The 25,319-nt window shown below is 47.3% G+C and carries 27 protein-coding genes and 1 pseudogene; 20 read left to right on the top strand and 8 right to left on the bottom strand.

What is annotated here, in order from left to right; translation table 11 throughout:
• Positions 1-211: 211 nt before the first annotated feature.
• The 4 genes from MKY41_RS04845 to MKY41_RS20765 form a co-directional block, all read right to left on the bottom strand.
• A complete protein-coding gene (locus MKY41_RS04845) occupies positions 212-1,303 on the bottom strand; it encodes a CotH kinase family protein (protein WP_340743965.1) in 1,092 nt (363 codons plus the stop codon).
• Between the two features lie 427 nt (positions 1,304-1,730).
• The gene (locus MKY41_RS04840) at positions 1,731-1,949 is read right to left on the bottom strand and encodes a hypothetical protein (protein WP_340743964.1); all 219 of its coding nucleotides are present in this window, start codon (positions 1,947-1,949) and stop codon (positions 1,731-1,733) included.
• A 475-nt stretch (positions 1,950-2,424) separates the two neighbouring features.
• A complete protein-coding gene (locus MKY41_RS04835) occupies positions 2,425-2,661 on the bottom strand; it encodes a YkuS family protein (RefSeq protein WP_340745635.1) in 237 nt (78 codons plus the stop codon).
• 293 nt (positions 2,662-2,954) lie between these two features.
• Positions 2,955-3,602, bottom strand: coding sequence for a hypothetical protein (locus MKY41_RS20765; RefSeq protein ID WP_445683299.1), 648 nt, complete (start codon positions 3,600-3,602; stop codon positions 2,955-2,957).
• On the opposite strand from MKY41_RS20765, the gene MKY41_RS04825 reads away from it, so the two are divergent.
• Positions 3,573-4,151 (top strand): MFS transporter, encoded by a 579-nt coding sequence (locus MKY41_RS04825; RefSeq protein WP_340743962.1) that lies wholly within the window; start codon positions 3,573-3,575, stop codon positions 4,149-4,151. The two genes, MKY41_RS20765 and MKY41_RS04825, sit on opposite strands and share 30 nt — an antisense overlap.
• 201 nt (positions 4,152-4,352) lie before the next feature.
• Here the strand turns inward: MKY41_RS04825 and MKY41_RS04820 are convergent, their stop codons facing one another.
• On the bottom strand, positions 4,353-5,402 hold the full coding sequence (locus tag MKY41_RS04820) for an LLM class flavin-dependent oxidoreductase (protein ID WP_340743961.1): 1,050 nt from the start codon (positions 5,400-5,402) through the stop codon (positions 4,353-4,355).
• 428 nt (positions 5,403-5,830) lie between these two features.
• On the opposite strand from MKY41_RS04820, the gene MKY41_RS04815 reads away from it, so the two are divergent.
• The 11 genes from MKY41_RS04815 (at position 5,831) to MKY41_RS04765 (ending at position 18,492) form a co-directional block, all read left to right on the top strand.
• Positions 5,831-6,124 carry a WXG100 family type VII secretion target gene (locus MKY41_RS04815; RefSeq protein WP_041074643.1) on the top strand — a complete coding sequence of 98 codons (294 nt, stop codon included), beginning with the start codon at positions 5,831-5,833 and terminating at the stop codon, positions 6,122-6,124.
• Between the two features lie 77 nt (positions 6,125-6,201).
• Complete coding sequence (locus tag MKY41_RS04810; RefSeq protein ID WP_340743960.1) at positions 6,202-6,441, top strand: EsaB/YukD family protein; 240 nt, start codon at positions 6,202-6,204, stop codon at positions 6,439-6,441.
• A 13-nt stretch (positions 6,442-6,454) separates the two neighbouring features.
• Positions 6,455-7,840, top strand: coding sequence for a type VII secretion protein EssB (gene essB / locus MKY41_RS04805; protein ID WP_340743959.1), 1,386 nt, complete (start codon positions 6,455-6,457; stop codon positions 7,838-7,840).
• A gap of 39 nt (positions 7,841-7,879) precedes the next feature.
• Positions 7,880-12,355, top strand: a complete 4,476-nt coding sequence (essC, locus tag MKY41_RS04800) for a type VII secretion protein EssC (RefSeq protein WP_340743958.1) — start codon at positions 7,880-7,882, stop codon at positions 12,353-12,355.
• Entirely contained in the window at positions 12,352-15,180 is a 2,829-nt protein-coding gene (gene esaA, locus MKY41_RS04795; RefSeq protein WP_340743957.1) for a type VII secretion protein EsaA, read from the top strand. The genes essC and esaA overlap by 4 nt, the downstream gene beginning before the upstream one ends.
• 4 nt (positions 15,181-15,184) lie before the next feature.
• Entirely contained in the window at positions 15,185-15,709 is a 525-nt protein-coding gene (locus MKY41_RS04790) for a type VII secretion EssA family protein (RefSeq protein WP_340743956.1), read from the top strand.
• A complete protein-coding gene (locus tag MKY41_RS04785) occupies positions 15,706-16,059 on the top strand; it encodes a YwqH-like family protein (protein ID WP_340743955.1) in 354 nt (117 codons plus the stop codon). The genes MKY41_RS04790 and MKY41_RS04785 overlap by 4 nt, the downstream gene beginning before the upstream one ends.
• Before the next feature lie 44 nt (positions 16,060-16,103).
• Positions 16,104-16,409: a YwqI/YxiC family protein gene (locus MKY41_RS04780; RefSeq protein WP_340743954.1), complete on the top strand. Its 306-nt coding sequence runs from the start codon at positions 16,104-16,106 to the stop codon at positions 16,407-16,409.
• Positions 16,406-17,791, top strand: coding sequence for a ribonuclease YeeF family protein (locus MKY41_RS04775; RefSeq protein WP_340743953.1), 1,386 nt, complete (start codon positions 16,406-16,408; stop codon positions 17,789-17,791). Before MKY41_RS04780 ends, MKY41_RS04775 begins: the two co-directional genes overlap by 4 nt.
• Positions 17,792-17,819: 28 nt before the next feature.
• On the top strand, positions 17,820-17,987 hold the full coding sequence (locus MKY41_RS04770) for a hypothetical protein (protein ID WP_340743952.1): 168 nt from the start codon (positions 17,820-17,822) through the stop codon (positions 17,985-17,987).
• 58 nt (positions 17,988-18,045) lie between these two features.
• Positions 18,046-18,492 carry a hypothetical protein gene (locus MKY41_RS04765; RefSeq protein ID WP_340743951.1) on the top strand — a complete coding sequence of 149 codons (447 nt, stop codon included), beginning with the start codon at positions 18,046-18,048 and terminating at the stop codon, positions 18,490-18,492.
• Between the two features lie 191 nt (positions 18,493-18,683).
• On the opposite strand, the pseudogene MKY41_RS04760 reads toward MKY41_RS04765, so the two are convergent.
• Both MKY41_RS04760 and MKY41_RS04755 read right to left on the bottom strand, forming a co-directional pair.
• Positions 18,684-18,842 (bottom strand): annotated as a pseudogene (locus MKY41_RS04760) (KGG domain-containing protein); the annotation flags it as partial.
• 123 nt (positions 18,843-18,965) lie between these two features.
• Complete coding sequence (locus MKY41_RS04755; RefSeq protein WP_340743950.1) at positions 18,966-19,547, bottom strand: protein-L-isoaspartate(D-aspartate) O-methyltransferase; 582 nt, start codon at positions 19,545-19,547, stop codon at positions 18,966-18,968.
• Positions 19,548-19,650: 103 nt separating this feature from the next.
• On the opposite strand from MKY41_RS04755, the gene msrA reads away from it, so the two are divergent.
• From msrA to MKY41_RS04725, 6 genes are all read left to right on the top strand, one after another.
• The gene (gene msrA / locus MKY41_RS04750) at positions 19,651-20,325 is read left to right on the top strand and encodes a peptide-methionine (S)-S-oxide reductase MsrA (protein ID WP_340743949.1); all 675 of its coding nucleotides are present in this window, start codon (positions 19,651-19,653) and stop codon (positions 20,323-20,325) included.
• A gap of 107 nt (positions 20,326-20,432) precedes the next feature.
• Complete coding sequence (locus MKY41_RS04745; RefSeq protein ID WP_340743948.1) at positions 20,433-20,690, top strand: PepSY domain-containing protein; 258 nt, start codon at positions 20,433-20,435, stop codon at positions 20,688-20,690.
• Positions 20,691-20,894: 204 nt separating this feature from the next.
• On the top strand, positions 20,895-21,293 hold the full coding sequence (gene tnpA, locus MKY41_RS04740; RefSeq protein ID WP_340743947.1) for an IS200/IS605 family transposase: 399 nt from the start codon (positions 20,895-20,897) through the stop codon (positions 21,291-21,293).
• 10 nt (positions 21,294-21,303) lie between these two features.
• Positions 21,304-22,455: an IS200/IS605 family element RNA-guided endonuclease TnpB gene (gene tnpB, locus MKY41_RS04735; RefSeq protein WP_340743946.1), complete on the top strand. Its 1,152-nt coding sequence runs from the start codon at positions 21,304-21,306 to the stop codon at positions 22,453-22,455.
• 117 nt (positions 22,456-22,572) lie between these two features.
• Positions 22,573-23,025, top strand: coding sequence for a hypothetical protein (locus MKY41_RS04730; RefSeq protein ID WP_340743945.1), 453 nt, complete (start codon positions 22,573-22,575; stop codon positions 23,023-23,025).
• A gap of 38 nt (positions 23,026-23,063) precedes the next feature.
• The gene (locus MKY41_RS04725) at positions 23,064-23,654 is read left to right on the top strand and encodes a hypothetical protein (protein ID WP_340743944.1); all 591 of its coding nucleotides are present in this window, start codon (positions 23,064-23,066) and stop codon (positions 23,652-23,654) included.
• 41 nt (positions 23,655-23,695) lie between these two features.
• Here the strand turns inward: MKY41_RS04725 and MKY41_RS04720 are convergent, their stop codons facing one another.
• On the bottom strand, positions 23,696-24,067 hold the full coding sequence (locus MKY41_RS04720) for a DUF2512 family protein (RefSeq protein ID WP_340743943.1): 372 nt from the start codon (positions 24,065-24,067) through the stop codon (positions 23,696-23,698).
• Positions 24,068-24,177: 110 nt separating this feature from the next.
• Here MKY41_RS04720 and MKY41_RS04715 point away from each other — a divergent pair, with 110 nt between their 5' ends.
• On the top strand, positions 24,178-24,645 hold the full coding sequence (locus MKY41_RS04715) for a low molecular weight protein-tyrosine-phosphatase (protein ID WP_340743942.1): 468 nt from the start codon (positions 24,178-24,180) through the stop codon (positions 24,643-24,645).
• Between the two features lie 44 nt (positions 24,646-24,689).
• A complete protein-coding gene (locus MKY41_RS04710; protein ID WP_052484014.1) occupies positions 24,690-25,064 on the top strand; it encodes a hypothetical protein in 375 nt (124 codons plus the stop codon).
• The last annotated feature ends 255 nt before the right edge of the window (positions 25,065-25,319 follow it).

Below are 25,319 nucleotides of genomic sequence, written 5' to 3'. Positions count from 1 at the left end.
TCCAAGCGGTTGCCAAAGATTCTGTTCTTTGTCTACTCGAGTTATTGAAGAAGATTCACTTTTTCTTCTTAGGCCTGCATGACGTCATCAGTGGATCTGCCTTTGATGACGGGGAAGTCTACGGTAAGTGTAAGTTGTGTGGTATAATTTTCAGCAATGGTCTTCAGTATCGATATATACAGTCTTTTTGTTTGAATGACCCAAATTAGCCTTACTGAAGGAGCTCTAACTTACTCTTAATATAAGCCGATCGAGCTTCGATGAAACGGTATATATAGTCGGGTTCTTGGTCAAAGAAATCGATACTTTCTTTTTTATAGGGATCCGTTAAAACATAGGGCCGAATCAGCGAATGCATACTTTCTATTTTTGGTTGTAAATAGTCCAAAGTGAATTGATTGCGCAAAATGTCCTCTAAGAGGTTTTTATATTGATGGCGATATGTTTTGCAATCAAGAATCCTTGCTGTCAATGTGTTGAACCCTTCCATTCGTAAATAATCGCTTCTCATTTCCTCTCCATTTACATCCCTGCCCCATGTCGCATCGTAATCCCAAGGAATGATTTCATATTGTCCGGTATCGCTGTTCTGGTAAAGTGCATAGTTATGGACAAACCCGTCGAAATTTTGGGTGAGGACTACCCCGGCAAGCCACCGTAAATACTTATCAACATTCACATAATTTACAATTTCCTTTTCAAATTCTTCCTTGGGAATTGTATTTATTTGCATGATCATTTTTTGTAAATGCAATTCATCTAGTATGGTCCCGCATTTTTGTTCATATCCAACGGAAAGTGATTTTTTACCTTCTTTCTCCAAGTCGCTCATTAATGAAAAATTAGCATCTCCATCAATCGCATAAAAAATAGGACCAAGTGGCAATTTTCGATTGTTTAGGAAATGATCATCTACTGATTCTAGTTCCAAATAAACCCCTTCATTTTTCCCGTTCACTTTCAAAAAGACAAACCGTGCACGGGGTGCCAAGCAACCAATGTCGTGGAAAAAATCAAATGATAGTTTGTTTCGCAATAACGAGGGATCCTTAAATTCCGCATTTAAATGAAATACATTCGCATTTCGGTAAATAGGCGGTTTATAAAAGGAAACGGTATACGATTTCTTCGGAAAATCACGGATGTGTGAGCCGCGATAAACGAGGTCGATTTCAAACCTTTTTCCGTCAATCGTCAGCTTCCCCGAAACAGGATCATCATTCCAAATATCTCTTCGAAGTTCTCGAACATCAATCGGATGAATAAAAAGTCGATATTCAGGAAGTTTATCCCGTATCTCCATGGAATGACCACTCCTTTGTTCATTACTCTATTTCTATGAATGCAAACAAAGGAAGTTTACATACCAATATTCAGCCTGCATTGTGCACTTCACTCTACTCCTGTCCTTTTGCTGACGTACATTAAGATGAGGGGAAATAACGTAAAAATGCGGAGGCATTCAGTACAAATACTTTCTCTCAGTCAAAAGGAGAGGAGGGATAGTCATGTCATTATTTTTTGAAAATGAAATCAACAGAGCGATAGAAAAAGCGAATCGTTTAGGGCTAAAAGATTTCATGTTCCAAGACACCAGGAGTAACAGAAGAGTCACTAGTAGAAAACGAAGAACGTCAAACAAAGCTAGGTTGACTACACGTAACCGCAAACGCACAAGCCGTGTTCAACGAATCACGTCACGCGGTGGGTGTTGCGGAAATAAAATGCGTCTAACGTCGCGCAATCGCCGTCGCACAAGCCGAGTCCGAATGACGTCGCGTAATCGCCGTCGCACAAGCCGAGTCCGAATGACGTCGCGTAATCGTCGTCACACGAGCCGAGTCCGAATGACTTCGCGCAATCGCCGTTGCACAAGCCGAGTCCGAATGACGTCGCGTAATCGCCGTCGCACAAGCCGAGTCCGAATGACTTCGCGTAATCGTCGTCACACGAGCCGAGTCCGAATGACGTCGCGCAATCGCCGTCGCACGGGCCGAGTCCGAATGACTTCACGCAATCGCCGTCGTACGAGCCGAGTTCGAATGACTTCGCGCAATCGTCGTCACACGAGCCGAGTCCGAATGACGTCGCGCAATCGTCGTCACACGAGCCGGGTTCGAGTCACATCACGAAACCGCAGAGAAAATAAATTTAGGCCAAATCAGCGACCGAATTGTAGAAACCGAGCAACTTGTCGAAATCGTTGGTATTAAACTATTGATTGGATAAATGGCCGGTCAAACGGGAAGTAGCTGTCATACCTTTTCAAAAGGAGGCGGTTACTTCCTTTTTTTCATAACAGAAATACGTGTCAAACTGAAATATTATATGATTGAATGGCTGAAGCAGTTAATATCGACAGTCGCTCCATGAAAAAACAGAATCCAGGCGGTTGCCACAGATTCTGTTCTTTACCTACTCGAGTTACTGAAGAAGATTCACTTTTTCCTCTACCGCCTGCATGACGTCATCAATGGATCTGCCTTTCATCGTGATGACCGGGAAGTTGAATTCATGGGTGTTCCCTTCGTTGATGGCCTGGACGATACCTAGATCATAGCCAGTCACCTCTTCGTCGGTATTGAACATCTTCACCTCATAGCCTTTTGCTTGCAAAGCTGCCATCACATCTTCGTACGGTTGTTCAACAGCGATTTTCACCAATTTGCGGCTCCTCCTCTCCTCAGAAAAATCAAGTTCCCTCCTAAAGTGCCCGATATTCCGGAAGTTATAAGCAAGGGTCCGCTTGTTTTGTAGGACGGTTTTTCGTATACTAACAGCATTTCTACGCATCCTTGGTGCGGAAGACATTCATTCAGGAAAACTTTCTGCCGGACCTTTCCATTTACATACACATACTGCACAACAAAAAAATTGAAATTCTTAATTAAAAGACACAAATCACTTTACACAAGTATGGTGGAAGACAATTTTACTTGGGGGGATAGTATGTTTCAAGGTTCTTGGAGAGCGTTGGGATGGATTGGCTTATCAGAATTATGTGCTTTAGGCCTATGGTTTAGCGCTTCAGTGATTGCGCCCGAACTGATTGGAATCTGGAATCTGAGCTCCAATTCGGAAGCTTGGCTTTCTGCTTCTGTACCGATTGGTTTTGTCATATGAGCGTTATGTAGTTCATTTCTTGGGATTGCCGACCGTTTTAACCCCCGAAAAATTTTCGCAATTTCCGCATTGCTAGGTGCCATATTGAATGCCTTATTAATCCTAGTTACTTTCGGAGGTTTCGGTATTTTGCTGAGGGTATTTACTGGAATAACCCTTGCCGGTGTATACCCAACTGCTGTGAAAATTTTATCAGAATGGTTTCCGAGAAAGCGTGGATTGGCAATTGGAATTTTAATTGCCGCACTAACATTAGGATCTTCATTGCCCCATTTTGTGATTATGTTCTTTTCTTCAGTAAGTTGGAAATTCGTGATCGTCTGTAGTTCCGTATTGGCTTTATTATCTGCATTCATCGTTTTGTTTATTTTAGAAGCTGCCCCGGTCAAATCGAAAAGCAGGCCATTCTCTTTGAAATTAATAAAAAAGTAGTTCTGAATAAACCAGTGATGCTTGCGAATTATGGTTACTTCGGCCATATGTGGGAATTGTATGCGATGTGGACATGGCTTCCCGCATTTTTATCTGCTAGTTTCTCAAACTATTCATCCGAAATTCCTCAATGGTTCATTGCTTTGTCCTCTTTTCTTTCCATCGGAATTGCGGGAGGGATTGGTTGTGTGGTGGGGGGACTCATCTCAGATAAAATCGGAAGGGCCAATTTGACGATTATATCTATGGCAATCAGTGCAATCTGTTCGATCCTAATAGGTTTTACATTTGGGCAAATTATTTGGTTAACTCTAATTATCTCCCTTGTTTGGGGAGCGTCTGTCATATCTGATTCCGCCCAATTTTCAGCAGCAGTGTCAGAAGTAGCCGAAGAGGAGTATATCGGCACGGCCCTTACTTTTCAAATGTGCATCGGTTTCCTATCAACTATTTTTTCTATAAATCTCATCCCTATTATTCAGCGAATCGTAGGTTGGGAGTGGGTCTTCATAGTTTTGGCGATTGGACCTATTCTCGGGATTATTACTATGGTCAAATATAGACATTACGAATGCAACATCGAGAAAATGCAGTAGCAGCATTCAAGATTTGTATTGTTTTCGAATTAAACATGATAATTTTGAGGAAAATAAACTATTTAGTGTGGACAAATGGTTTGTACTTGGTAACTTGGAGTGAAAAGCGTCCGCCTGAACTGGAAAGTAACGAGTTTTTAATTGTATCCTTTCCATTATATATAGAACAGCCCTTCGCAAATCCGCGAAGGGCTGTTTTCCTTATAAATCGGCTTCCCATTCGGCGATTTGTTGCCGCACTTTCGGGGCCACTTTCGTGCCGAGCAGCCGGATGGCGTTCAGGACGTCCGCATGCGGCATGGAGCCGAGCGGGACGTGAAGCATGAAGCGGGTTATGCCGACATGCTTTCGCAGATGGACGATCTTTTCGGCAACTGTGTCCGGACTTCCCGCATACAGTGCGCCTTCCAAGCTTCTCGCCGCATCGAATGCTGCGCGGTCGTAATGTCCCCAGCCGCGTTCCCGCCCGATGACATTCATGGCGTATTGAGTGGAAGGGAAAAATTGTTCCATCGCCAGTTCGTCCGTTTCCGCAACGAAGCCGTGCGAGTGGGAGGCGATCGGTAACCGGGTTACATCATGTCCCGCTTGGGCGGCCGCTTGTTTGTACAGTTTAACTAGCGGGGCAAATTGCAGCGGTCTTCCGCCGATGATGGCCAAGACAAGCGGCAGCCCCAATTGTCCTGCACGGACGACCGATTGCGGCGTGCCGCCACTTCCGATCCAGATCGGTAGCGGTGTCTGGACGGGACGCGGATACACCCCGCGGCCCGGAATCGACGGGCGGTGCTTGCCGGTCCAAGAAATGATTTCTTCCGACTGCAATTTTAATAATAAATCCAACTTCTCATCGAACAGTTCATTATAATCTTGCAGATCATACCCAAACAAAGGGAACGATTCGATGAATGATCCCCGTCCTGCCATGATCTCCGCCCGTCCATCCGATATGCCGTCCAATGTCGCGAAGTCCTGGAACACTCGGACGGGATCCGCCGAGGATAGGACCGTCACGGCACTCGTCAGTCGAATCCGTTTTGTGCGGGAGGCCGCGGCCGCCAAGATGACGGCAGGGGAGGAGGCGGCATAATCTTTCCGATGATGCTCGCCCACTCCAAAAACGTCTAATCCAACTTCATCCGCCAAAACGATTTCTTCCACCACTTCCCGGATCCGCTCGGCATGACTGATCGTCTGCCCAGTTTTTACATCGGGTGTCGTTTCTACAAAAGTACTGATGCCAATCTCCATTATCCAACCTCCTAGTTCATCGTAAGTCTACAATAAGTTATCCCCTCTTATCCAACGTTTCGTTCCCACTTGATTGGTAGTCAACTGGAAAATACGCGATAAATGAATCGAAAGAAACAGAAAGCTAGTAATCTGGTTTATTTTCTATCAATAAATACTCAATTTTTATACGGAATCAGGTAGTTGTTCAGACCGAATTTCCTTCCTCGACAGCCAGTGGTGACTAATAACTCGGTACCCAATGCCTATCGCTATTTTGACGGGTTTTGGGTTCTTTTGACAAGGAAATTCCGAGTATGCTATTCATTAGAGTGAACGTTTGCTTTGATTTTCCATTGGAACGGAAATACCTGTACTGGAAAGGTGGGGGATCCTTCTTTCCATGCAGTTATTTTATAAAAAATTTACATGAATTGGAGAGATGAAGCATGTCAGGAATCATTCGCGTTACACCCGCAGAGCTTACGGCAATGGCCAACCGTTATAACCACGAATCGGGGGAAGTTGCATCGCAAATCGGCCGTCTCGATGGCATGATCGGCGAATTGCAATCCGTCTGGGAAGGGGCTTCCAGCGTCGCATTCGCAGAGCAATACGAACGCCTTAAGCCGCATTTCAATGAAATGAGAGAATTATTGAGCGAAATCGGAATCCAGTTGAACCGTGCAGGGGAAGCATTGCAAGATGCGGACCAGCAAGTGGCAAGTCAAATTCGCGGCTGAATGCAATCCATATGTATCGTATTCGGAAGCGTCTTTCTTTCAAGTGGAAGGCGCTTCTTTCTTTGGAGGGGACCATCATGTACATAGAAGTCACCGTGGATCTGTCCCGCTACGATGCCGAAGAATTCGATTTGCGGCTTTCTGATTTTCATTCGATCAAGAAAATGATCGACATCGCATGGCAAGCCCGCTCGATTTCCGAAAGGCAACGGGAAGGGCATTGGGTACGGGTGGTGAATAAACAGACAGCATTTCCGGGTTATCTCACGTTGGCCGAATGCGGCATCACGACCGGAGACCGGCTTGAAATTTTGTGAAGGGGAAATCGGGATGTCCAAAAAGACCAGCTCTTATTTTGAAAGTTTAGTAGATACCGAAGTCCTCCGGGAAGAAAAGCACGTCACCTTGGCTTTCCATCGAGAGCGGATTGGCTTGAAAAGTCAGGCCGTCATCGAGTTCCTGCGGGAAGCTGAACCGGCCATCCGGAAGGAGATCCGGGTGACGGAGGATGAATTGATCATCCAAGCAACAATTCCGCCCACTTTCCATCCATTCGAATCTTTGGGGAAGGAAGATTTGAAAACGAGATGGATCTTTGCCCACCAGCTCATTGAGAAGGTGGAAAACCATCCGCATGAACGGCTGACTGTTGTCGTCTGTCCGGAAAACATCGTCCATAACGCAGGGATGAAGCCGTTTTTCATCCATTACGGTGTGATTGACGGATTGCCGCCTGCCGAACAGGATCCGAACCGGGTCTGGCTGGAAACGAAAGCTTCCGTCGCCGCCGCCGTAGATGGATCCAAAACGTTCGACGAATATATCAAATACGCGGACGCCTTGAATTTGAATGCAACTGAATCCGCCATTTTATCCGCCGCCGATCCCCAAGAATTAAAAGCATACTGCCAAGGACAAATCGAGTGGCTGGATCAACAAGAGAAACTATACATACAGATGCCGAAGAAGAAATGGAAGACTTGGCAAATGACCACATTCGCTCTCGGGATTATCTTGATTCCCGCATTTATTTTCATGTTCCATTATTTCATTTATAAGAAACCGATGAATGAAGCGTATTTGGCGAGTCACCAGCAATTTTTGAACCATCGGTATAGTGAAGTTGTGACGGTCCTTGAGCCGCAAAGTGTGAAAAAGATGCCCTATGTCGTGTTGTATGAGGCGGCGTATGCGTACGTCACGAACGAGCGGCTGGACGAGGAGCAGAAACGGAATGTCTTGGCCAATATCACATTGCAGACCGATGCGGATTATTTGAAATATTGGATTTACATCGGCCGGGCGGAAGCGGAAAAAGCGGTCGATTTGGCAAGGTCGATGGAAGATGGCGAGTTGCTTGTCTACGGCTTATTGAAAAGGCGGGAAGAGATCCAAGCGGAAAAAGATTTGACAGGCGAGGAGAAGCAGCGGCTGTTGGAGGAAATCGATCACGAAGTCGAAGAATATGAAAAGCTGATGGAACAAGAAGCCGAAATGCAGCAGCAATTGGAAGCGGATCAGGAAAAGCCTGCCGAGGCAGACAAGCCGGAGGTGAAACAGCCGGCGAAAGAGGAGGAATCGCCTGCATCGAAAGACAAACCGGCCGATGCCACTCCGACTTCAAAAGAAAAGCCGGTTGAAGAAAAGGCGAAGCCTGATGAGGAAACCCAGAAGGCCCCTGCTTCAGAGAAAGAGCCGAAGCCTTCAGGTGAATAAATGATGTCCGCAGTTTACATGAAAGTAGGTGAGTGTTAGGTGGAGCTTTGGCTGTTCTATGACCGGTATTCGCAACGGGTCCAGTTCCAGGAATACGATTTTAAACGTCTGACAATTGGTCCTTCCGTCGAGGATGACGTGACGATGTTGACGTTTCCGTTCCCCCGCGGCCCCATGATGATGGAGGAAGGGAAGGACGGGTTTGATCTCCGGGAAGACGGGGAGCTGTTAGGTGTTCTGACGAAAGAAGGAAAAGTGTCCATTCCCCGGAAAGGGAGGGTGCTGGATCTTTATGTGACATCCTCCATGTCCCGTGAGAAGACGTATTATACCGGGTTCGAAAAGGTCATCTCTTTCGGGTGTCAAAACGATCATGCAACTTGTCAACTTCTGGGCCGCGCCTTTCCTGCTCGGCCGGGAGGCTCTTTTTCTCTTATTAAGACATCATCGGGATGGCGCATTGAAATGGACGACGCTTGCCGATTGTATCGGAACGGGGAGCAGCTGGAAGGCCATCCGCAGCTGAAGCTCGGCGATATGGTGCAATGGGAGTCGATGGAAATCCGATTGCTGGAAACGGATGTACTTGCCATCCGTTCCGTCGGTGCCTATCGGACGGAACTTCCCGAGTTCGAGTTGCCGAAGTCCGAGATGGCGGAAATCTATCCTGATTATCGTCGGACCCCCCGTATGATCCATGAGCTGCCGGATGAAAAAGTAAACCTGACGTTCCCTACGCAGGAGAACGATAATTTAGGCAGAGGGCTTTGGCTCATCGTGTTGCCGCCGCTCGTCATGCTGATCGTGTTGGGTCTTGTGGCGATTTTGATACCACGCGGGATTTTCATCATCATTTCCATCACGATGTTCACGGTGACGCTCCTGACGTCCACTGTCCAATATTTCAATGACAAAAAAAGACGGAAGTTGGGCGAAGAAAAAAGGAAGCGCGTCTACACAGCGTATTTGAAAAATATGCGGGAAGAGCTCTACGCATTAGCTAAAAAACAGAAAGATGTCCTTCGTTTTCATTTTCCTTCTTTTGAACAGATGAAACATATGACGAACCAATTGTCCGGCCGCATTTGGGAGAAGACATTGGATAGCCATGACGCGTTGGAGTTCCGTCTCGGCTCAGGAGCCGTCCCGTCCAGCTACCAGATTTCCTTGTCTTCCGGGGATTTGGCGAACCGGGATACAGATGATCTGCTGGCCCAGTCGCAAAAAATGGAATCTGCATTCAAGGAAATTGCAGATGCCCCGATTACGGCAAGTTTAGCGAAAGGCACGGTCGGGTTGATCGGAAAAGAGTCGATTCTCCGGAACGAGTTGAACCAATTGGTTGGACAGCTCGCTTTTTTCCATAGCTACCATGACATGCGGTTCATCTATATTTTCAAGCATGCCGATTATCCGAAAGTGAAATGGATGAAGTGGCTGCCTCACTTCACATTGCCGCATATGCATGCGAAAGGGTTTATTCATAACGAGCAGACGCGGGACCAGCTCTTGTCCTCGCTTTACGAAGTGATCCGGGAACGGGATGGCGATGAGAATAAAGGGAAGGTGATTTTTGCCCCACATCTCGTGTTCATCGTGTCGGATTATCAATTGATTGCGGAACATAGCATCCTGGAATTCTTGGAAGGGAAGAACTTGCAGGAACTTGGAATTTCCGTCATCTTCACAGCGAGTGCCCAGGAACGGATCCCGGAGAACGCCAAGACACTCGTCCGCTATTTGAATGAGCGGGAAGGCGAGATCATCATGGATGCGAAAAAGGCGGTCCGTGTCCCGTTTCGGCTCGATCGAGTGGACGACGGGACGAATGAGCGATACGCCCGGATGTTGAAGACGCTGAATCATCAAGTCGGCATGGTCAGTTCCATTCCGAAGATGGTGAGCTTCTTGGAACTTTACGGCGTAAAAGAGGTCGAACAGCTGCCGATCGAGCAGTTTTGGCTGACGAATGAATCTGCGAAATCGATGGCAGTGCCGATCGGTTTCAAAGGGAATTCAGATGCCGTAGAGTTGAATCTCCATGAGAAGGCGCATGGCCCCCATGGCTTGCTCGCCGGGACGACGGGTTCCGGGAAGAGTGAATTTTTGCAGACGCTGATCTTATCGCTTGCTGTCAAGTTTCACCCCCATGAAGTCGCCTTTTTGTTAATTGACTATAAAGGCGGCGGGATGGCTCAGCCATTCAAGAACATCCCGCATCTGCTCGGGACGATTACGAACATCGAGGGAAGTAAGAACTTCAGTATGCGGGCGCTCGCTTCCATCAACAGCGAATTGAAGCGCAGACAGATCCTGTTTGACCGATCCAGCGTTTCGCATATCGATGAATATACGACGCTATACAAAGAAGGGAAGGCACCAGAGCCGATGCCGCATCTGCTGCTCATTTCGGACGAATTTGCCGAATTGAAAAGCGAAGAGCCGGAGTTCATCCGGGAGCTGGTCAGTACGGCGCGAATCGGCCGGAGCTTAGGCGTCCATCTCATCCTGGCGACACAGAAGCCGGGCGGTGTCATCGATGAACAGATTTGGAGTAACGCCCGTTTCCGGGTCGCCTTGAAAGTGCAAGACGAATCGGACAGTAAGGAAATCTTGAAAAACAATGACGCGGCTTCCATCACGGTGACCGGCCGAGGCTATTTGCAAGTCGGCAACAATGAAGTATATGAATTATTCCAATCGGCTTGGAGCCGGGCCCCTTACATGGAAGAAACGTTTGAAGGCGAGGATGAAATCGCCATCGTAACGGATCTCGGATTATATCCGCTATCCGGCATTCAAACCCGCCCTGCTTTAAATAAAACGAAGATCACCGAAATCGAAGTAGTCACAGAAAGAATCGTCCAAACCCAGCAGGAACTCGGAATCCAAAAATTGCCGAGCCCATGGCTGCCGCCGCTTGCTTTACGGATTGACAGAACGACAGAGACGGAGCTGAAACCTTCCGTTGTCCCACTTGGCATGATCGATGAAGCCGAAAAGCAGAGCCAATCCCCGATCGGTTACCATTTGATGGAGGACGGGAATGTCGGCGTCTTCGGTTCACCGGGCTACGGAAAATCGTATACGTTGTTGACGTTGGCGCTTGGCATCGCGGAGAAGCTGTCTCCGGGACAAGCCCATTTCTATATTCTGGATTATGGCAACGGTTCTTTATTGCCCCTGCGCCAACTGCCGCATACGGCGGATTATTTCACGCTTGGGGAAGATTTGAAACGCCAGAAGCTGATCAAGCGGATCACAGATGAAATCGCCAAGCGGAAACGGGCATTCCAGCAAGCGGAAGTGAGCCATATCGGCATGTATAACGAGGTGGCCTCCGAGCCGTTCCCATTCTGGTACATCGTCGTCGACAATTACGATCTTGTACGAGAGGAAATGGAAGAGACCGAACTGCTACTGAATCAATTCGGCCGGGACGGGCAATCGCTCGGCATTTATCTATTTGTCGGGGCGACCCGGGCCCAATCCGTCCGCCAGTCTCTCATGAACAATCTCAAAACGAAAATTGTGCACTATCTGATGGACTCCTCGGAAGCATTCGGTATTGTCGGACGTGTGCCGTTCGATTTGGAGCCGTTCCCGGGACGCGCGGTCCTTAAAAAGGAAGAGGCGCATTTTGCTCAAGTTTACTTGCCGGCGAAGGGAGAAACCGATTGGGAAGTGCTTGAATCGGTGAAGAAAGCCGTCCGGTCCATCAAAGAACAATATCGCGGCCATCCGGAGGCCGAACCGATTCCAATGTTGCCGCTTGAGTTGACGACCGATAATTTCTTCGACTATGTGAAACGTCCATTACAAGCTGGCCAATTGCCGATCGGTTTGGATGAGGAGACCGTGCAACCTGTTTTGCTTGATTTCACCAAGACCAATCACTGCCTGATCATCGGGCAGCCGCAGCGCGGCAAGACGAACCTACTGAAGTTGCTGCTTCATCAATTGAACGAACAGGAGAAGGGCTTCATCGGCATTTTCGACTCGTTCGACCGAGGATTGGTGGAGTTCGGCAAAGAGGAAGACGTCGACTACTTGGAGACGAAAGAGCGGTTGGCGGATTGGCTACAAGTTGTGGAATTGTACTTCGAAAGGACCGAAGAAATCTATTTGGAAAATCTTCAGAATGGCAAGCCGACGACGATCCTGCCATCCTTTTTCATCATCGACGGCTATACGAGATTTTTGCAAACCGTCGATCCGGGAATTCAGGATCGGTTAGCGAAGCTGATGAAGAAATACTCGCATTTAGGTTTGAACATCATCGTGTCCATTACGAATGCGGAAATTACGAAAGGGTATGATCCGTTCACGAATGAGTTGAAGCTCGTGCGGCAAGCCCTCCTCTTCATGAGGAAATCCGAGCAGACGTTGTACACCTTGCCGTATGAACGGAAAGAGCCGGAATTGCCGCTCGGCTATGTCCACTACGTCCTGAACGGCTATGACCTAAAAGTGCTCACACCTTTATGCAAGTTGGAGAGGAAGATTGTGCAATGAGTAGCAATAAAAAACAAAAAATTAGATTGATAGCCGTCATGCTGTTAATTCTTGCAATTCCCATCGTGTTTTTCCAGTTGTTAGGTGGCAGTCTTCTCCATGTGAATGGCCAACAGAAGCGGATCATCGCTATCGTCAATGAAGACCTCGGGGATGCCCGGGACGGGGAGTCGATCGAGATGGGAAAGGAAGTCGTCTCGATCCTTTCCGACAATTCTCCCTATGAATGGAAAGTGCTCGGACGTGGTCAGGCGGCGAATGGACTGAAGTCGAACCAATACGAAGCCATCGTCTATATCCCTTCCGATTTTTCGGAGCGCATCATGTCGTATGACGAGCGAAATCCGCAAAAAGCGGAATTTTCCTACCAAGTGCAACGTCAGAAGGATGGCGCACAAAAGGAAAAAGTGCTAAATGAAATCAAAGAAGCGACTAGCCGAGTGAATGACAAAATCTCCACATTGTACTGGAGTTATGTCGCGCTGGAAATGGACCATATCAAAAAGGAATTCGATACGATCCTGACGAAGGAGACTGAATTCCTTGATGCGATGTCCGAATACTACAAGCCAGGCTCTGAGGCGCTTGCAGAAAAGATGAGACAGCAAAAGGAACAAATGGAGGGAATCCGTTCCCTCATCGGCAATGCGGGGGAAGCCCATAACACGCATATCCAGAATGCGGAAACATTTGGTGCGGAATTGTCCGACTTTGTCTCCTATGTCGATCAGTATAAAAATTTCCAAGCCCAGCAAAAGGACATTTTGCTGCAAGTGCAAACGACTAGTTTGGAAAAGATCCAGAACGCAGCTGCCGCGCAAACGCAGCGATTCAACGAATCTCTCCTAGCCTTGGAGGAAAACAATGAGGAATTGAACTCCAAGATTACGGAAGTGAATGAAGCAATCGAGGACAATAAAGAAAAGCTCAATGCCTTGGCCGAGCTGCGTCAACAGCAGGTCGATCGCCAGGTGGACGAACTGCTTGCCGTACAAGGGACGGCCATCGATCGGTATAACCACTCGCTTTTCAGCCGGCTGGAAAAAGAGCTGGAGGAAGGGAAGAGAGGTGCCAGCAAACCATTCTCATCTGAAGACATCGAAGGCTTGCCTTATCAAAAAGAATGGCAGTCCATCCAAAATGATCTGCTAGCAAAATCGCAGGAGAAAACTAACCGGGCAACGCCCAATATGGCTGAGGAACAACAGAAGTTACAGGAACTCCTAGCCTCATTGGCCATGTTGAAGACGAAAGTCGGGGAGGATGAACTTGGCCTGCAGTTGGCAGCCGACATCACCCAATTGGAAACAGAGTTTAAATCGCTCAACGATTCGATGGCAGAAAAGGCTCAGTCCATGAACGAAATGGCCAACACCGATGCCGGAGATATGCGGACAGCAGCCAATGAATATAATGATCTCTATGCGTCGTTCGAAACACTTGCTGGAAAGTTCAACACGTTCCGATCGATTCTGGAAAATACGCCAGCAGACCAGACCGGCATCCGCTATGCCATTCATTTGAGAGAAGAGGCCTTGCTGAAAAATCCGGCATTGTCGGCTGTGGAGCAAGAACAATTTAAAAAGCTGTTCACTCAAACTCCTGTGTCTGCAGATACCGCTTCACTTATGTCCTATTATGCAAAATTGGACCAATACGAGTACATGCTTGAAGAACGCCAACGGGGAGCGATGAAACAGGAACTGCTGAAAGACAAAGTGGTGAAGGACCTGTTAGCCGAGGTCGTGAAACTGAATGAGGAAGAGCTGGCGGGTTGGAGTTCAGTCGGCGACAGCATTCCGCAGACCGAACTTGGCATGGGCAATGTAAGCTCTTCATTCGCCGCAATCATGTCCGGCTATGAGCAATCGATGGAAGAACAACATCTAGCGTTACAAAGTGATTTGGATTCCATCAACGAACAAGCGGCCACTCTCTTGGCACAGCTTCAATCGACCGAAGGGGAGCCGGTCCAGGCAGTCGCGGAAGGCCAAGTGCTCGGCGGCCAGCAAAATATCAGCTCCCAACTGGTGTCGTTGAGCAGCCAGATGGCCTCCTTGTCTGAACGGCAAGATGGTTTGGTCAACTATGCAGTCGATTTATATGGGAAAGCGAATGATTTGAAAGACACCTCCGCCATCTTCAGTGATAAATGGCAGACCAACCTGGAGGAGATGTCCGAATTCCAAGGTGATATCGAAGGGTATCTCGCCAACACCTACGTTGACGGGCAGGAAAACGGCTATGTATTCAATTATCTCGTCAATCCGTTGGAAATTCGGGGAGAAGCACTGTTGGCAGAAGAGATGAAGAAAGTGCCGCCACTGATTCTGTTCGTCATCTTATTAATCAGCAGCTTGCTCATCGGCTTTTTCACCCATCGGTTCGGGAAGAGGATCGGGTCCCGTGTCGGATTGGGAATGATCGTCCTATTATCCTTGCTTGTCGGATTGATCATCAGTCTATATAGCGTCAATATGTATATACTCCGAGACGACCGGGCCATTGAGTGGACTGTTTTCACCGTATTATTATTGCTCGCGGGCGCCGCGCTCATCCGGGCAGCACTCGATGTCAATCCGACGGTCGGATGGATTGCTGCCATGGTGCTCATGGGGATGTACATGATTCCGTTGCTCGTCTTAGGCGTTCCGGAAATCAAAGTTCCCGATCTCGTATCGAAAGTGTTCATTTCCATCAAGTATGAGCCGGAAACCCTATTCGGATGGGGTGCGACCATCGTCGGTTTACTTGCCGTAGTCCTGTTAGCAATTTCCTATTTTCTCAATCGTCCCCGAAAAATTGAAACTTCCACGGCGGAATAACGGTATGAATAGGAAGCTAGTTGCAATTCTTCTATTAGTGGCGTTCAGTTGGATCGCCCGGCCGGCAATCGGGACCGCAAATTCCGATGAATCCATCAAGGAATTGGAACCGGTGTTGTATGAGAGGTTACAGTTTAAAAAGAACACCGATTATCTGCATGATGCAGGGAAGATCGAGATGAAGAACACGATTCCGACGAAGCAATTCGATATCCATTTCGATGGGAGCCGGAAATTGCCGGACCGCGGCGACACGGTGAAGTTGTTCCGGAAAGCGGAACGGAGTGAGAGGGGCACCGTGGCTGCCAAGTCGAAGGAACTCGGCCTATTTGCCAATGAAGTGCCAAAGCGTGAGGAAGCTGCGGCAGGGCCGGGTGTCCTCGATGGACCGTCCTCCAATTCGGGCGGCCGAACGTTGGTTTTCATCTTGTTGATCGCCATCGGGGCCATCGTGCTGTTCACCGTTTTCATACCGAAAATTATTCAAGAATCTCCGGCGGAGGAGAGGAGAAAGGGGAGTCACTCATGATAGCTTTTTATATCGCGTTAAAAGCGAAGAAATTGAATGAGGTGGCACGGCTGCAAGCTTGTCAGGCAAACTTGGAAAGCAAGCAAGGCGAATTCCAGCAAAACGAAGGGAAATGCTTGGAACCGGAATTGACGTTGACGACATGGCATGGAAAGCATGCTTCCGATTTTGATGATATCCGGGATGCGGATATTCACGCTTCCTACTTGGAGCTATCCGGCGATCAATTCACAAAAGTGTTTGACGCGATTGCGGCCAAAATTGCGGAGCTGCAAGCGGAAATCGTGCAAATCCAAGCAACGATCGACCGATTGCTGGCGGAACAGGCGGCAGCGTCTGCGCAGTCGTAAGAAGAACAAAAGGGGCCGCGAATACTTGAGAGGGAGGCATCACCATGACAGAAATGAAAGTCATATACGCAGAGGTGGAAAACCAGCTGGGTGAAATTGTAGGGGCAGCGGAAGGATTGGATCCGAAAGCTGTTCCCCCCATCTCCCAAAACCAGTTGGACGTCGTCACCAAATTGACCACGTTGCAGACGCAGTTGGAGACATTGTTGACTAACTATAAAACGTTATTGCTCAAAAACATGGAAACGACGGAGAAGTCGGTAGAATTCATCCGCACATCGGACGAACATGTCGGCAAGGGGATTGCAGGTGCCGCCGTCGCATTCGATCAAAGGAGCATGATTAAATGAAGATCCTGAAGGTGAGCACTTTCACAGACGGTCTGCAACAAAACATAGCTATGCTGGATCGGCTGGAAGGGGAAATCCAGCAAATCGATACGACGATCCAGAAGTTGGTCGGCATGGACGATGCACTGAAAGGGGAAGGCGGGAATGCCATCCGCGCCTTTTACCAGGATTGCCATTTGCCGCTCTTACAATTCATGCAGCTTTTCAAAAGCAATTTCCATTGCGTGCTAAACCAGATGGAAGCGGCGTTGGAGACGTTGGAATCAAATCCTGACGGCTATATCCAAGAGAGTTTCTTGGAAGGGGATGTAGAGGAAGGTCTGACGGAAATTTCCCAAGTGACATCGGGGTTGACCGATGAAGCGAATGCCATCATGGCCAAAGTCGCCGATATTGTCGCCCTGCCGAATTTGGATGACAGCGATGTCCGAAGCGGGGTGGATACGGCAAAAAAACGCCGGGACCGAACAATTGCCGATTTGAACATGTTTGATTCGACCCAAACGGATGCGTTAGCGAGTGTGGAGTCCGATTTGTTGACGATGGAGCTATGGCTGATGGACATCCAGTCCCTTATGGAAGATAACTTGACGGATGTATCGTTCCCGTCCGACCAGTGGGCTAAGTATGCTGCCGGGGCACCGCTCCAGGTCGTACTGGATCACCGCACGACGCCGGTCGGAGGTACGTTATCATCAGGCGAAAAGAAAGAGGATGTCGGTAACGGCTACTTCAATCTGGAAGAATTGAAAGGGATGAAAAAGGCGGCGAAAGACTCTTCAGCGCAAGAAAGAATTGCGGCGGTCGACAAGCCGCTGGAGGAACTTGCAGAAGGGAATATCCTCTGGAAGCAAGAACACGGGAATCATGTCATCAGCGAAGGCGCACCGATCAATTATGACGCGCTTGGTGTGAAAACAGACTCGATCGACCTGTACGGGCATGACGTCAAGTATGCAGTGATAGACGGGAATTTCATCCTGTTCAAAGATAACCCGAATTTGCAGTATTATACGCAAGGCGCAGAACAAGGTCAATTCAATTACTATGCCGGAAAAACAACTCAAGCGGTAGCCAATCTGTATGGAACGCTTGGTATGATGAAAGTGCTCGGCAAAGTGCCAGGCGTGAACAAGGCGGCGGACCTCATAAACAAGAAAGCTCCAACAGCCGGTTCGATCGGGAAAGGAGTCGCTTCCTATGAAATTCAATCGCGTGTGCCCATGTGGGGCGAAATTATCGGGACTTCAGTTCCGGCGGTCGGCACAAAAGAAATCATTCTCTACATTAGCGAAGATGAGGGCGAGAAATGGCCTAAGCGGGTCCGTTTTGTAGTCAGTCCCGAAGGCGTGGTCACTCCGCATAAATGGGAAGTGAAATAAGGCCATCCGGTAGGCCAGGAGGTTTGGAATGGGACCGATTCAACTCGTGATTGTCATTGCCGCGGCCATGATCATCAAAAATCATTTCTGGGAAAAAGACAAACGGAAACCGAACGGCTTGCGTACCTTGTTTGAAATTGTCGTAGTCGTAGCGATCATTCTCACGTTGGAACACTTTTTTCCTTTTTTAAGATAGAAACTTCTGAGGGCAGGGTGAGATTCATCCTGTCTTTTTTATGATGGGAGAGGGTCTCATGTTCGAAAAGAAGAAATTACACGTCGAGCAAGCATTTTTTAGTGTCGCCATCATTTCAAATGAAGATCTAGCCGATGAGCAATACGACAATTGGACGGATGAAGTAATGGGCACGGCCGACAATGTAGGAAGTACAACATGGATGAGGATAGAGGATTGGGATGCCCGCCAGGTGAATGTGCTAGCCGAACGTTTTCCTGATGTCCGTATGAAAGAGACGTTCTTTGTAGTCAATGAAATTATTGCTGAAGACATCCAGCTTGAAGTGAAGGAATTGGAAAAACGCCATCCGTGGAAAAAGTTTTTCAATGCGATTCCACTGTCGGATTACATTGATGCTGAAGAGCGGGCTGTGCTTGATGCCTCCAAGGCGTCATTGTGCACAAATGATCTGGAAACAGTGAAACGCTTTTTAGCAGAACAGGCATTGGTTGGAATGAAGTAAAGGAGGAATCCCGAAAAAAGAGCCCTGCGAACAGGGCCCTTCCATATGTTGAATTAATCGTTTTTCCGTTGTCTCGCTCGCGCTTCTCCGCCTTTTCGACCTGCTTCTTCCTTGCTCATCTTGCCGTCGTTGTCATCATTGTCATTTTGGCGAGCACGGGATTCTCCACCTTTACGTCCGATCTCTTCTTAGAATTCACGGTCATGATTTCGGGAAGTCGCTTCTCCGCCTTTACGGCCGATTTCTTCATAGAACTCATGGCCGTGTCTCTCCGAAGTTGTTTCGCCGCCTTTGCGTCCTGCTTCTTCTACCGTCATTTTACCGTTGTCATTGTTGTTGTCTTTTGCCATTGTGAATTCCTCCTCTAAGATTCTGTATTCGTGGTGCTGGTAATCTTCTTCCCCATGCGTTTGCCTATTAAACATGCAAATCTGCCAAACACGGATTGTAGTCCTCTGCTAGGCATCATTTTTCTATTCATATTTTCCTTTCAACGGAACAAAGCGGACGGATTCCAGGACCTCGGTGTGAATGCCGCCATTTGACTCTTTTGTTATCCTGCATAGGTCTTGAAGAAACGGAGTTCCCACTGGAATGATCATGATTCCGCCTGGCGCCAATTGGTCGAGCAGCTCAGAAGGCACTTTAGCCGCAGCCGCAGTCACAAGGATACGGTCATACGGCGCATGTTCCGCCCAGCCCGTGCTTCCATCATCCATTTTGAATTGAATATTGGTGAAACCGGCTTCCTGCAGCCGCTCCTTCGCGCGAGTGTACAAGGCCTCAATGCGCTCAATCGTATAAACAGTTTTCACAAAGGGAGCGAGCATCGCGGTTTGAAAGCCGGAGCCCGTACCGATTTCCAGCACTTTGGCATCTCGATGTAAATGAAGGGATAATGTCATATCCAGCACAAGGGATGGCTGCGAAATCGTTTGCTCATAACCGATTGGAATAGGTTCATCGTATGACGCGAACTCTTGGAGCGTGTCCATAAAAAAACTGCGGTCCAATTTTTGAAAATACGTTTTGATGTCTCGATCCAGATTCTCCATGTGGAAATCCACTCCTTTTTGTAACAGAATAAGGCAAGGGAACAGAAAAGCAATTGATTTGATTGTGGGATGTTCGGCTATAGTCATAAAAGGAGTGATACGTATGGAATTTCAACATCGGACCATCGTTCATATCGAAGCGGAATTGCAGGATAGGAAGGTAGAGACCGCAACATTTGGAATGGGGTGCTTTTGGGGGCCGGAAGCCCGTTTCGGCGGCTTGCCGGGCGTCATGCGGACGCGTGTCGGTTACGCTGGAGGGACGACTGCAGCGCCGACATATCGGGAAATGGGGGATCATAGTGAAACGGTGGAAGTGGAGTTTGATCCCCAAGTGATTCGGTTTGAAGACGTGCTTCGGCAGTTTTGGCGGAACCACTATCCAAACCGAGGCCATTATAAAGGCAGGCAATACTTGTCTATTTTACGCTATCACGACGACGAGCAATTGGAAGTGATAGAACGAGTGAAGCGGGAGATGGAAGGGGAACTGGGCGAAGCGATCGAAACGGAGATTGCCCCGTTTGAAACCTTCACCTTGGCGGAAGAGCGCCATCAAAAATATTATTTGAAGCGATACCCAACCGCTCTAGAACAATTAAAGGAATTATATCCAGATCAACATCTGCTCGTCGACTCCACCTTTGCGGCACGGTTGAATGGCTTTGTTAAAGGATTTCGGACGTGTGATAGCTTATTTGAAGAAATAGCGCATTGGAAATTGCCGCCCGACTACCGCCAGTATTTAATGGACAAGTTGAAGGCGATGAAATGGTGAGATGTTACGTGTAGCAAATTGAAATAGGAACTAAATGCCCTCGCTTGGAACCCATCCATGCCCCAAGTCATACGATGATAAGGACTGAATGAATTGGGGGGAACGCATTGACGAATCGGCATTGGCAAGGAAACGACGGATATTGGGGGAATCATTGGCAAAATCCGCAATATCGGAGAATCTCACTAGAGCAGGCCATATCAATTGCGCAGGAACAAGTTCCTGGAAATGTAGTGAAAGCCGAGTTGGACTATGATGATGGACGGTTGATCTATGAAATCGATATACGAACCGCACAAGGCTTGAAATACGAAGTGAAAGTGGATGCCAACACGGGGCAAGTGATTCGAGTCAAGTTAGACTGATTGCAGAGTACGGCCCATAACGGAAGAGGCATGTGGAATCCCAAGCTTGAGCTTTTCAAGGCTTGGGTTTTTCTAGTGCGGATCGGGAATTCTAGAAGCAGGAGCGCGATTGTCGTATACTAGTAGTAACACAAGCAGTCATGACAAATGGAAAAGGGGATATGAGGATGATCAAGTCGGCGACGTTTTATACGAATCGTTTGAATGAAATTAGATAGTAATAATCATTCAGTGTTCTTACTGTATGACCATCTTGTGTTGGTTGTTAAATACCGCATAGAAGTCTTTGACGACGAAGTATCAAACTACGCTAAAGATATGTTTGTCAATCTGGGAGATAAATACAATATCTCCCTAGTGGAATGGAATCATGATCAAGACCATGTTCACGTTCTGTTTAAAGCCCACCCCAACACAGAGTTATCAAAATTCATCAACGCGTATAAAAGCGCAAGTTCTCGGCTAATAAAACGGGACTTCCCACGGCTTAGGAAACAGTTATGGAAAGAAATGTTCTTGTCGAGAAGTTTCTGTCTGCTCACTACGGGTGGATCTCCTATCGATGCCGTGAAAAAGTATATTGAAAACCAAGGCATGAAGTGAGGTGAAAGCAATGCTGGTCAAAAAAGCATACAAGTTCCGCATCTATCCAAACAAAGGACAGGAAATATTGATCGCTAAGACGATCGGCTGTTCCCGTTTTGTCTTCAATCACTTTTTGGACAAGTGGAGCCGTTCCTATCAAGAAACTGGCAAGGGATTGACCTATAATCTTTGTTCCTCCCAATTAACACAACTGAAAAAGGAACTAGTCTGGCTGAAAGAAGTTGACAGCATTGCACTTCAATCCTCGCTTAAGAACCTTGCCGATTCCTTTGCACGATTCTTTAAGAAGCAGAACAAAGCACCCCGATTCAAGTCCAAAAGGAATCACGTGCAATCCTACACGACCAGGCATACGAATGGGAACATAGCCATTCAAGGTAACAGAATTAAATTGCCGAAACTTGGTCAGGTCCGTTTTGCGAAAAGCCGTGAAGTGGAAGGGCGCATTCTGAGTGCCACGATCAGACGCAATCCAAGCGGCACATACTTCGTATCAATTCTTGTGGAGGCAGAGGTGGAGGAGTTGCCTAAAACCGGCTCGGCCGTTGGAGTCGATGTAGGGGTAAAAGACTTTGCAATCCTTTCCACAGGTCAAGAGTTTGGAAATCCGAAATGGTTTCGCACACTGGAAAAGAAGCTGGCCGCGGCCCAGCGTGTCCTGTCCAGGCGTCAGCAATTGGCTTTGAAACGAAAATGCAGACTGGATGAAGCAAGGAATTATCAGAAACAAAAGCGTAAGGTGGCGCGATTGCATGAAAAGATTGCAAACGCGAGAACCGATTACTTGCATAAAGTCTCGACCGATCTCATCAAAAACCACGATGTGATCGGAATGGAGGATTTGCAAGTAAGCAACATGTTGAAAAATCACAAGTTGGCGAAAGCCATCAGCGAGGTGTCTTGGTCGCGATTTCGTACGGTGCTTGAGTATAAAGCGGCATGGTATGGAAAACTAGTGGTAATCGTCGGAAAGAACTACCCTTCCAGCCAGCTTTGTTCTTGCTGTGGCGATCGAAATAAAGGCGTTAAGAATCTCGCAATGCGTGAGTGGACATGTAAGGGATGCGGCAAGCATCACGACAGGGATACGAACGCAAGCATCAACCTAAAAAATGAAGCGATAAGACTTCTAACCGCAGGGACTGCGGGGCTAGCCTAATCCATAACTGGCGACTGCGCCGGTGTTCTTAGGAATCCCTCACTTCAAATTTTCGGAGAAATTAAGTGGTGGGTAGTTCAACACTTTGCCATCAATATCCCAGGCAACCAATTTTCCATGATGAGGTATTGGCTATCTGATCGACTCACCTTAAATCGTGACAGTGGACGCGATGAAATTTATTTTCCAGGATTCGATGCAGACTCCATGTATTTTGAAGATCCAGCCGGAAATATTGTCGAATTAATCGGACGCCGAAAGCGTGATTTATTTGGCGATTTGACGAAAGAATCCTTTCTTAACTTAAGTGAAGTTGGCATTGTAACGCCTTTTGTCACCGATGTCGGCGAGCAGCTGATGGATGCGGGCATTCCGCTGCGCAAAGGGACGGAAGTCGATCCGAGCGGCTTGAATTTTCTCGGACAGGATGATTGGTATGTTGTGTTGGTCCCGCCAGGCCGCAGATGGTATTTTTCGGATGCCTTAGCGGAAACATTCCCGCTCGTCTTTACTTGGGGCGAAGGACAACGGATTTCCATCGATTCAAATGGCAGGATTCAGTTGGAGTAGCGCATAAGCACTAAAAGAATTGATGAAAGGAGATCAGGATGATTGAAATATGGAAATCAGGCGTGAATGCCATTGTCTGTGCTGTGATTTGGCTGTTGTTCGTCGCCTACTTGTCCAGTTATGTCATTCAAGATTCTTTTTATGCTTGGATGATTCTGAACGTCGGCGTGGTACTCCTCATCGCCGCAAGTCTACTCTGGGCGTGGCGCAAGCACCGGGATTTCCCGAAGCGAGTTTCGATGCTCAGTGCGCTTGCAGCAATTGCAGGAATGGCTGTTTTTATGATGATCCCATTGCTGGTCCATATCTTTCCCACGATTTATTTTATCATCATCTTGCTGGGGACTTCACTCCTTTTTACCTATATGTATCGGCAATCAAAACCGAAAAATCCCGGTTATGCCGAGCGTAAATGGAGAGCGCTTTTTATCTATGTGAGTATGGGCATAGCAGCTGCGATTACGCTATTCTGCCTACTGATCGTTATTTTGCCGGAAACATTCCCTTTTGAATTTTGGACAATTGCTGCTATCATTTTATATGCCTTTGGGGCCTTGTTAGGAATTCTGATTATGGAAATTCTTCATGTGCTTGAGAAAACGGGGCAAATCCAAAGATTAAGTACATAAGAAAAACTCCGAAACACCGGAGCGGATTTCGGAGTCCTGCTTTAGACATGATGATGAGAAAATTGGGTCCGGAGCATCCAAACATGGAAGAAGAACTCACCAAAAGTGATGAGGGCGCTTGTCAGCAGAGCTTCGCCGAAGGAGTTATCATAACCCAACAAGTGGAGTCCGCCCCAGAGGAGGAGAAAACCGATAATCAGATCGCCAAAGGTAGCTGCGCCATTACCCATCTTCGGCAAGACCATCATATCCCCGGCTACATAGGAAACAAGTAATAGAGCAATCCCCAGTAGGGTGGAATGGAAAAAAGAAACGCCATAAATGAGCGATAAGACAATCCACACAATGGGAAAAATCACGCCTGCCTTTAGCGCTAATGATATCCCGTGGTTGACGATGGAATTCTCATTCAACTGTATCCCTCCAAATTCGTATTTTGTGCTTTACACCTAAACTGCCCAGTAAATGATGTTTATAACATGGGAAATTAAGTAATTCTGACTAAGTGAAAGAGGTGTTCTGAATGATTCGTGTTTTATTTGTCTGTCTCGGAAATATTTGTCGATCGCCTATGGCGGAAGCGGTGTTCCGTCATTTGGTACAGCAGGAGCAATTGGAAGATGTCATAGTAGTCGATTCAGCCGCCACGAGCAATTGGCATATCGGGAAGCCACCACATGCCGGAACGATCGCCCAATTGAAAGAATACGGCATTTCGACGGAAGGGATGGCAGGGCGCCAACTGGAGACGTCAGACTTTGAAACGTATGATTTTATTGTCGGTATGGATAGTAGCAATATGGAAGATATCCGTCGGATGCTCGGACAGCCGGATCATCCGAAAATTTTGCGTTTGCTCGACTTGACCGAGCGTCGAAAGGATGTACCTGATCCTTATTTTACGGGAGATTTCCAAGAAACTTATGAACTCGTCACAGAAGGCTGTGAAGCATTGCTCGATCAAATAAAAGCGTCCGGACGATTAGAATAGGTATGCTGCCAAGGGGGATTTCAGGTTTTGGGGCGGACCTGCCCGTGACGGATTTCAAAACATTTCAAGCGGACAGCTATTCTTTTGCCCGAATGCTAGGAAAATCGATTGATGTCAGTCAAAAGGCTGCGTATCCTGCCAATTTCCATCACATCCGAACAACGGAAGGGTTATTCATATTGCTGAATGCTCATTATCATTACCTTTCATTTGCTGTTGAAGTGAGTTTTGGAACAATCCGTTTCGTAAATGCTGTGGAATGGGCAGCGCTTTTTGAGGAAGCGGGCTACCGTGTTTGCACCTCAGCTGAATTGGAGCAACCGTTACGTGATGTCCAGTTTGAAGATGGGGAAAAAGATTTGTGGAAACATTGGCGACCAAGTCATATTGGAGACGTTATATACAATTTTTGGGATTAATGCAGGACCTTCTTGTGAGAAAATAGATAAAAACAATTTAATATAAAAAGAACGACAATAATTATGGAATTATTCATAATTGTTGTCGTTTTTTATTTTTCCATATAGCCTTCTGGAAATAACTAATTAAAAAAATGTTCCTAAATAGGTGGAAAGCTCTGTTTTTCTACGATTCCAGAAAAAAAATTAACTTTTTTTCTTAAAACTTTAAACCTCTTGTAAACGCTATCAGAACGGGGTTCACTGAGTTTTTAA

Origin of the sequence: Sporosarcina sp. FSL W7-1349, assembly GCF_038003045.1 — a bacterium.
In the GTDB taxonomy this organism is placed as follows: domain Bacteria; phylum Bacillota; class Bacilli; order Bacillales_A; family Planococcaceae; genus Sporosarcina.
Note: the sequence above shows the minus strand (reverse complement) of the source record. Positions and strands in the feature narration are given on the sequence as shown.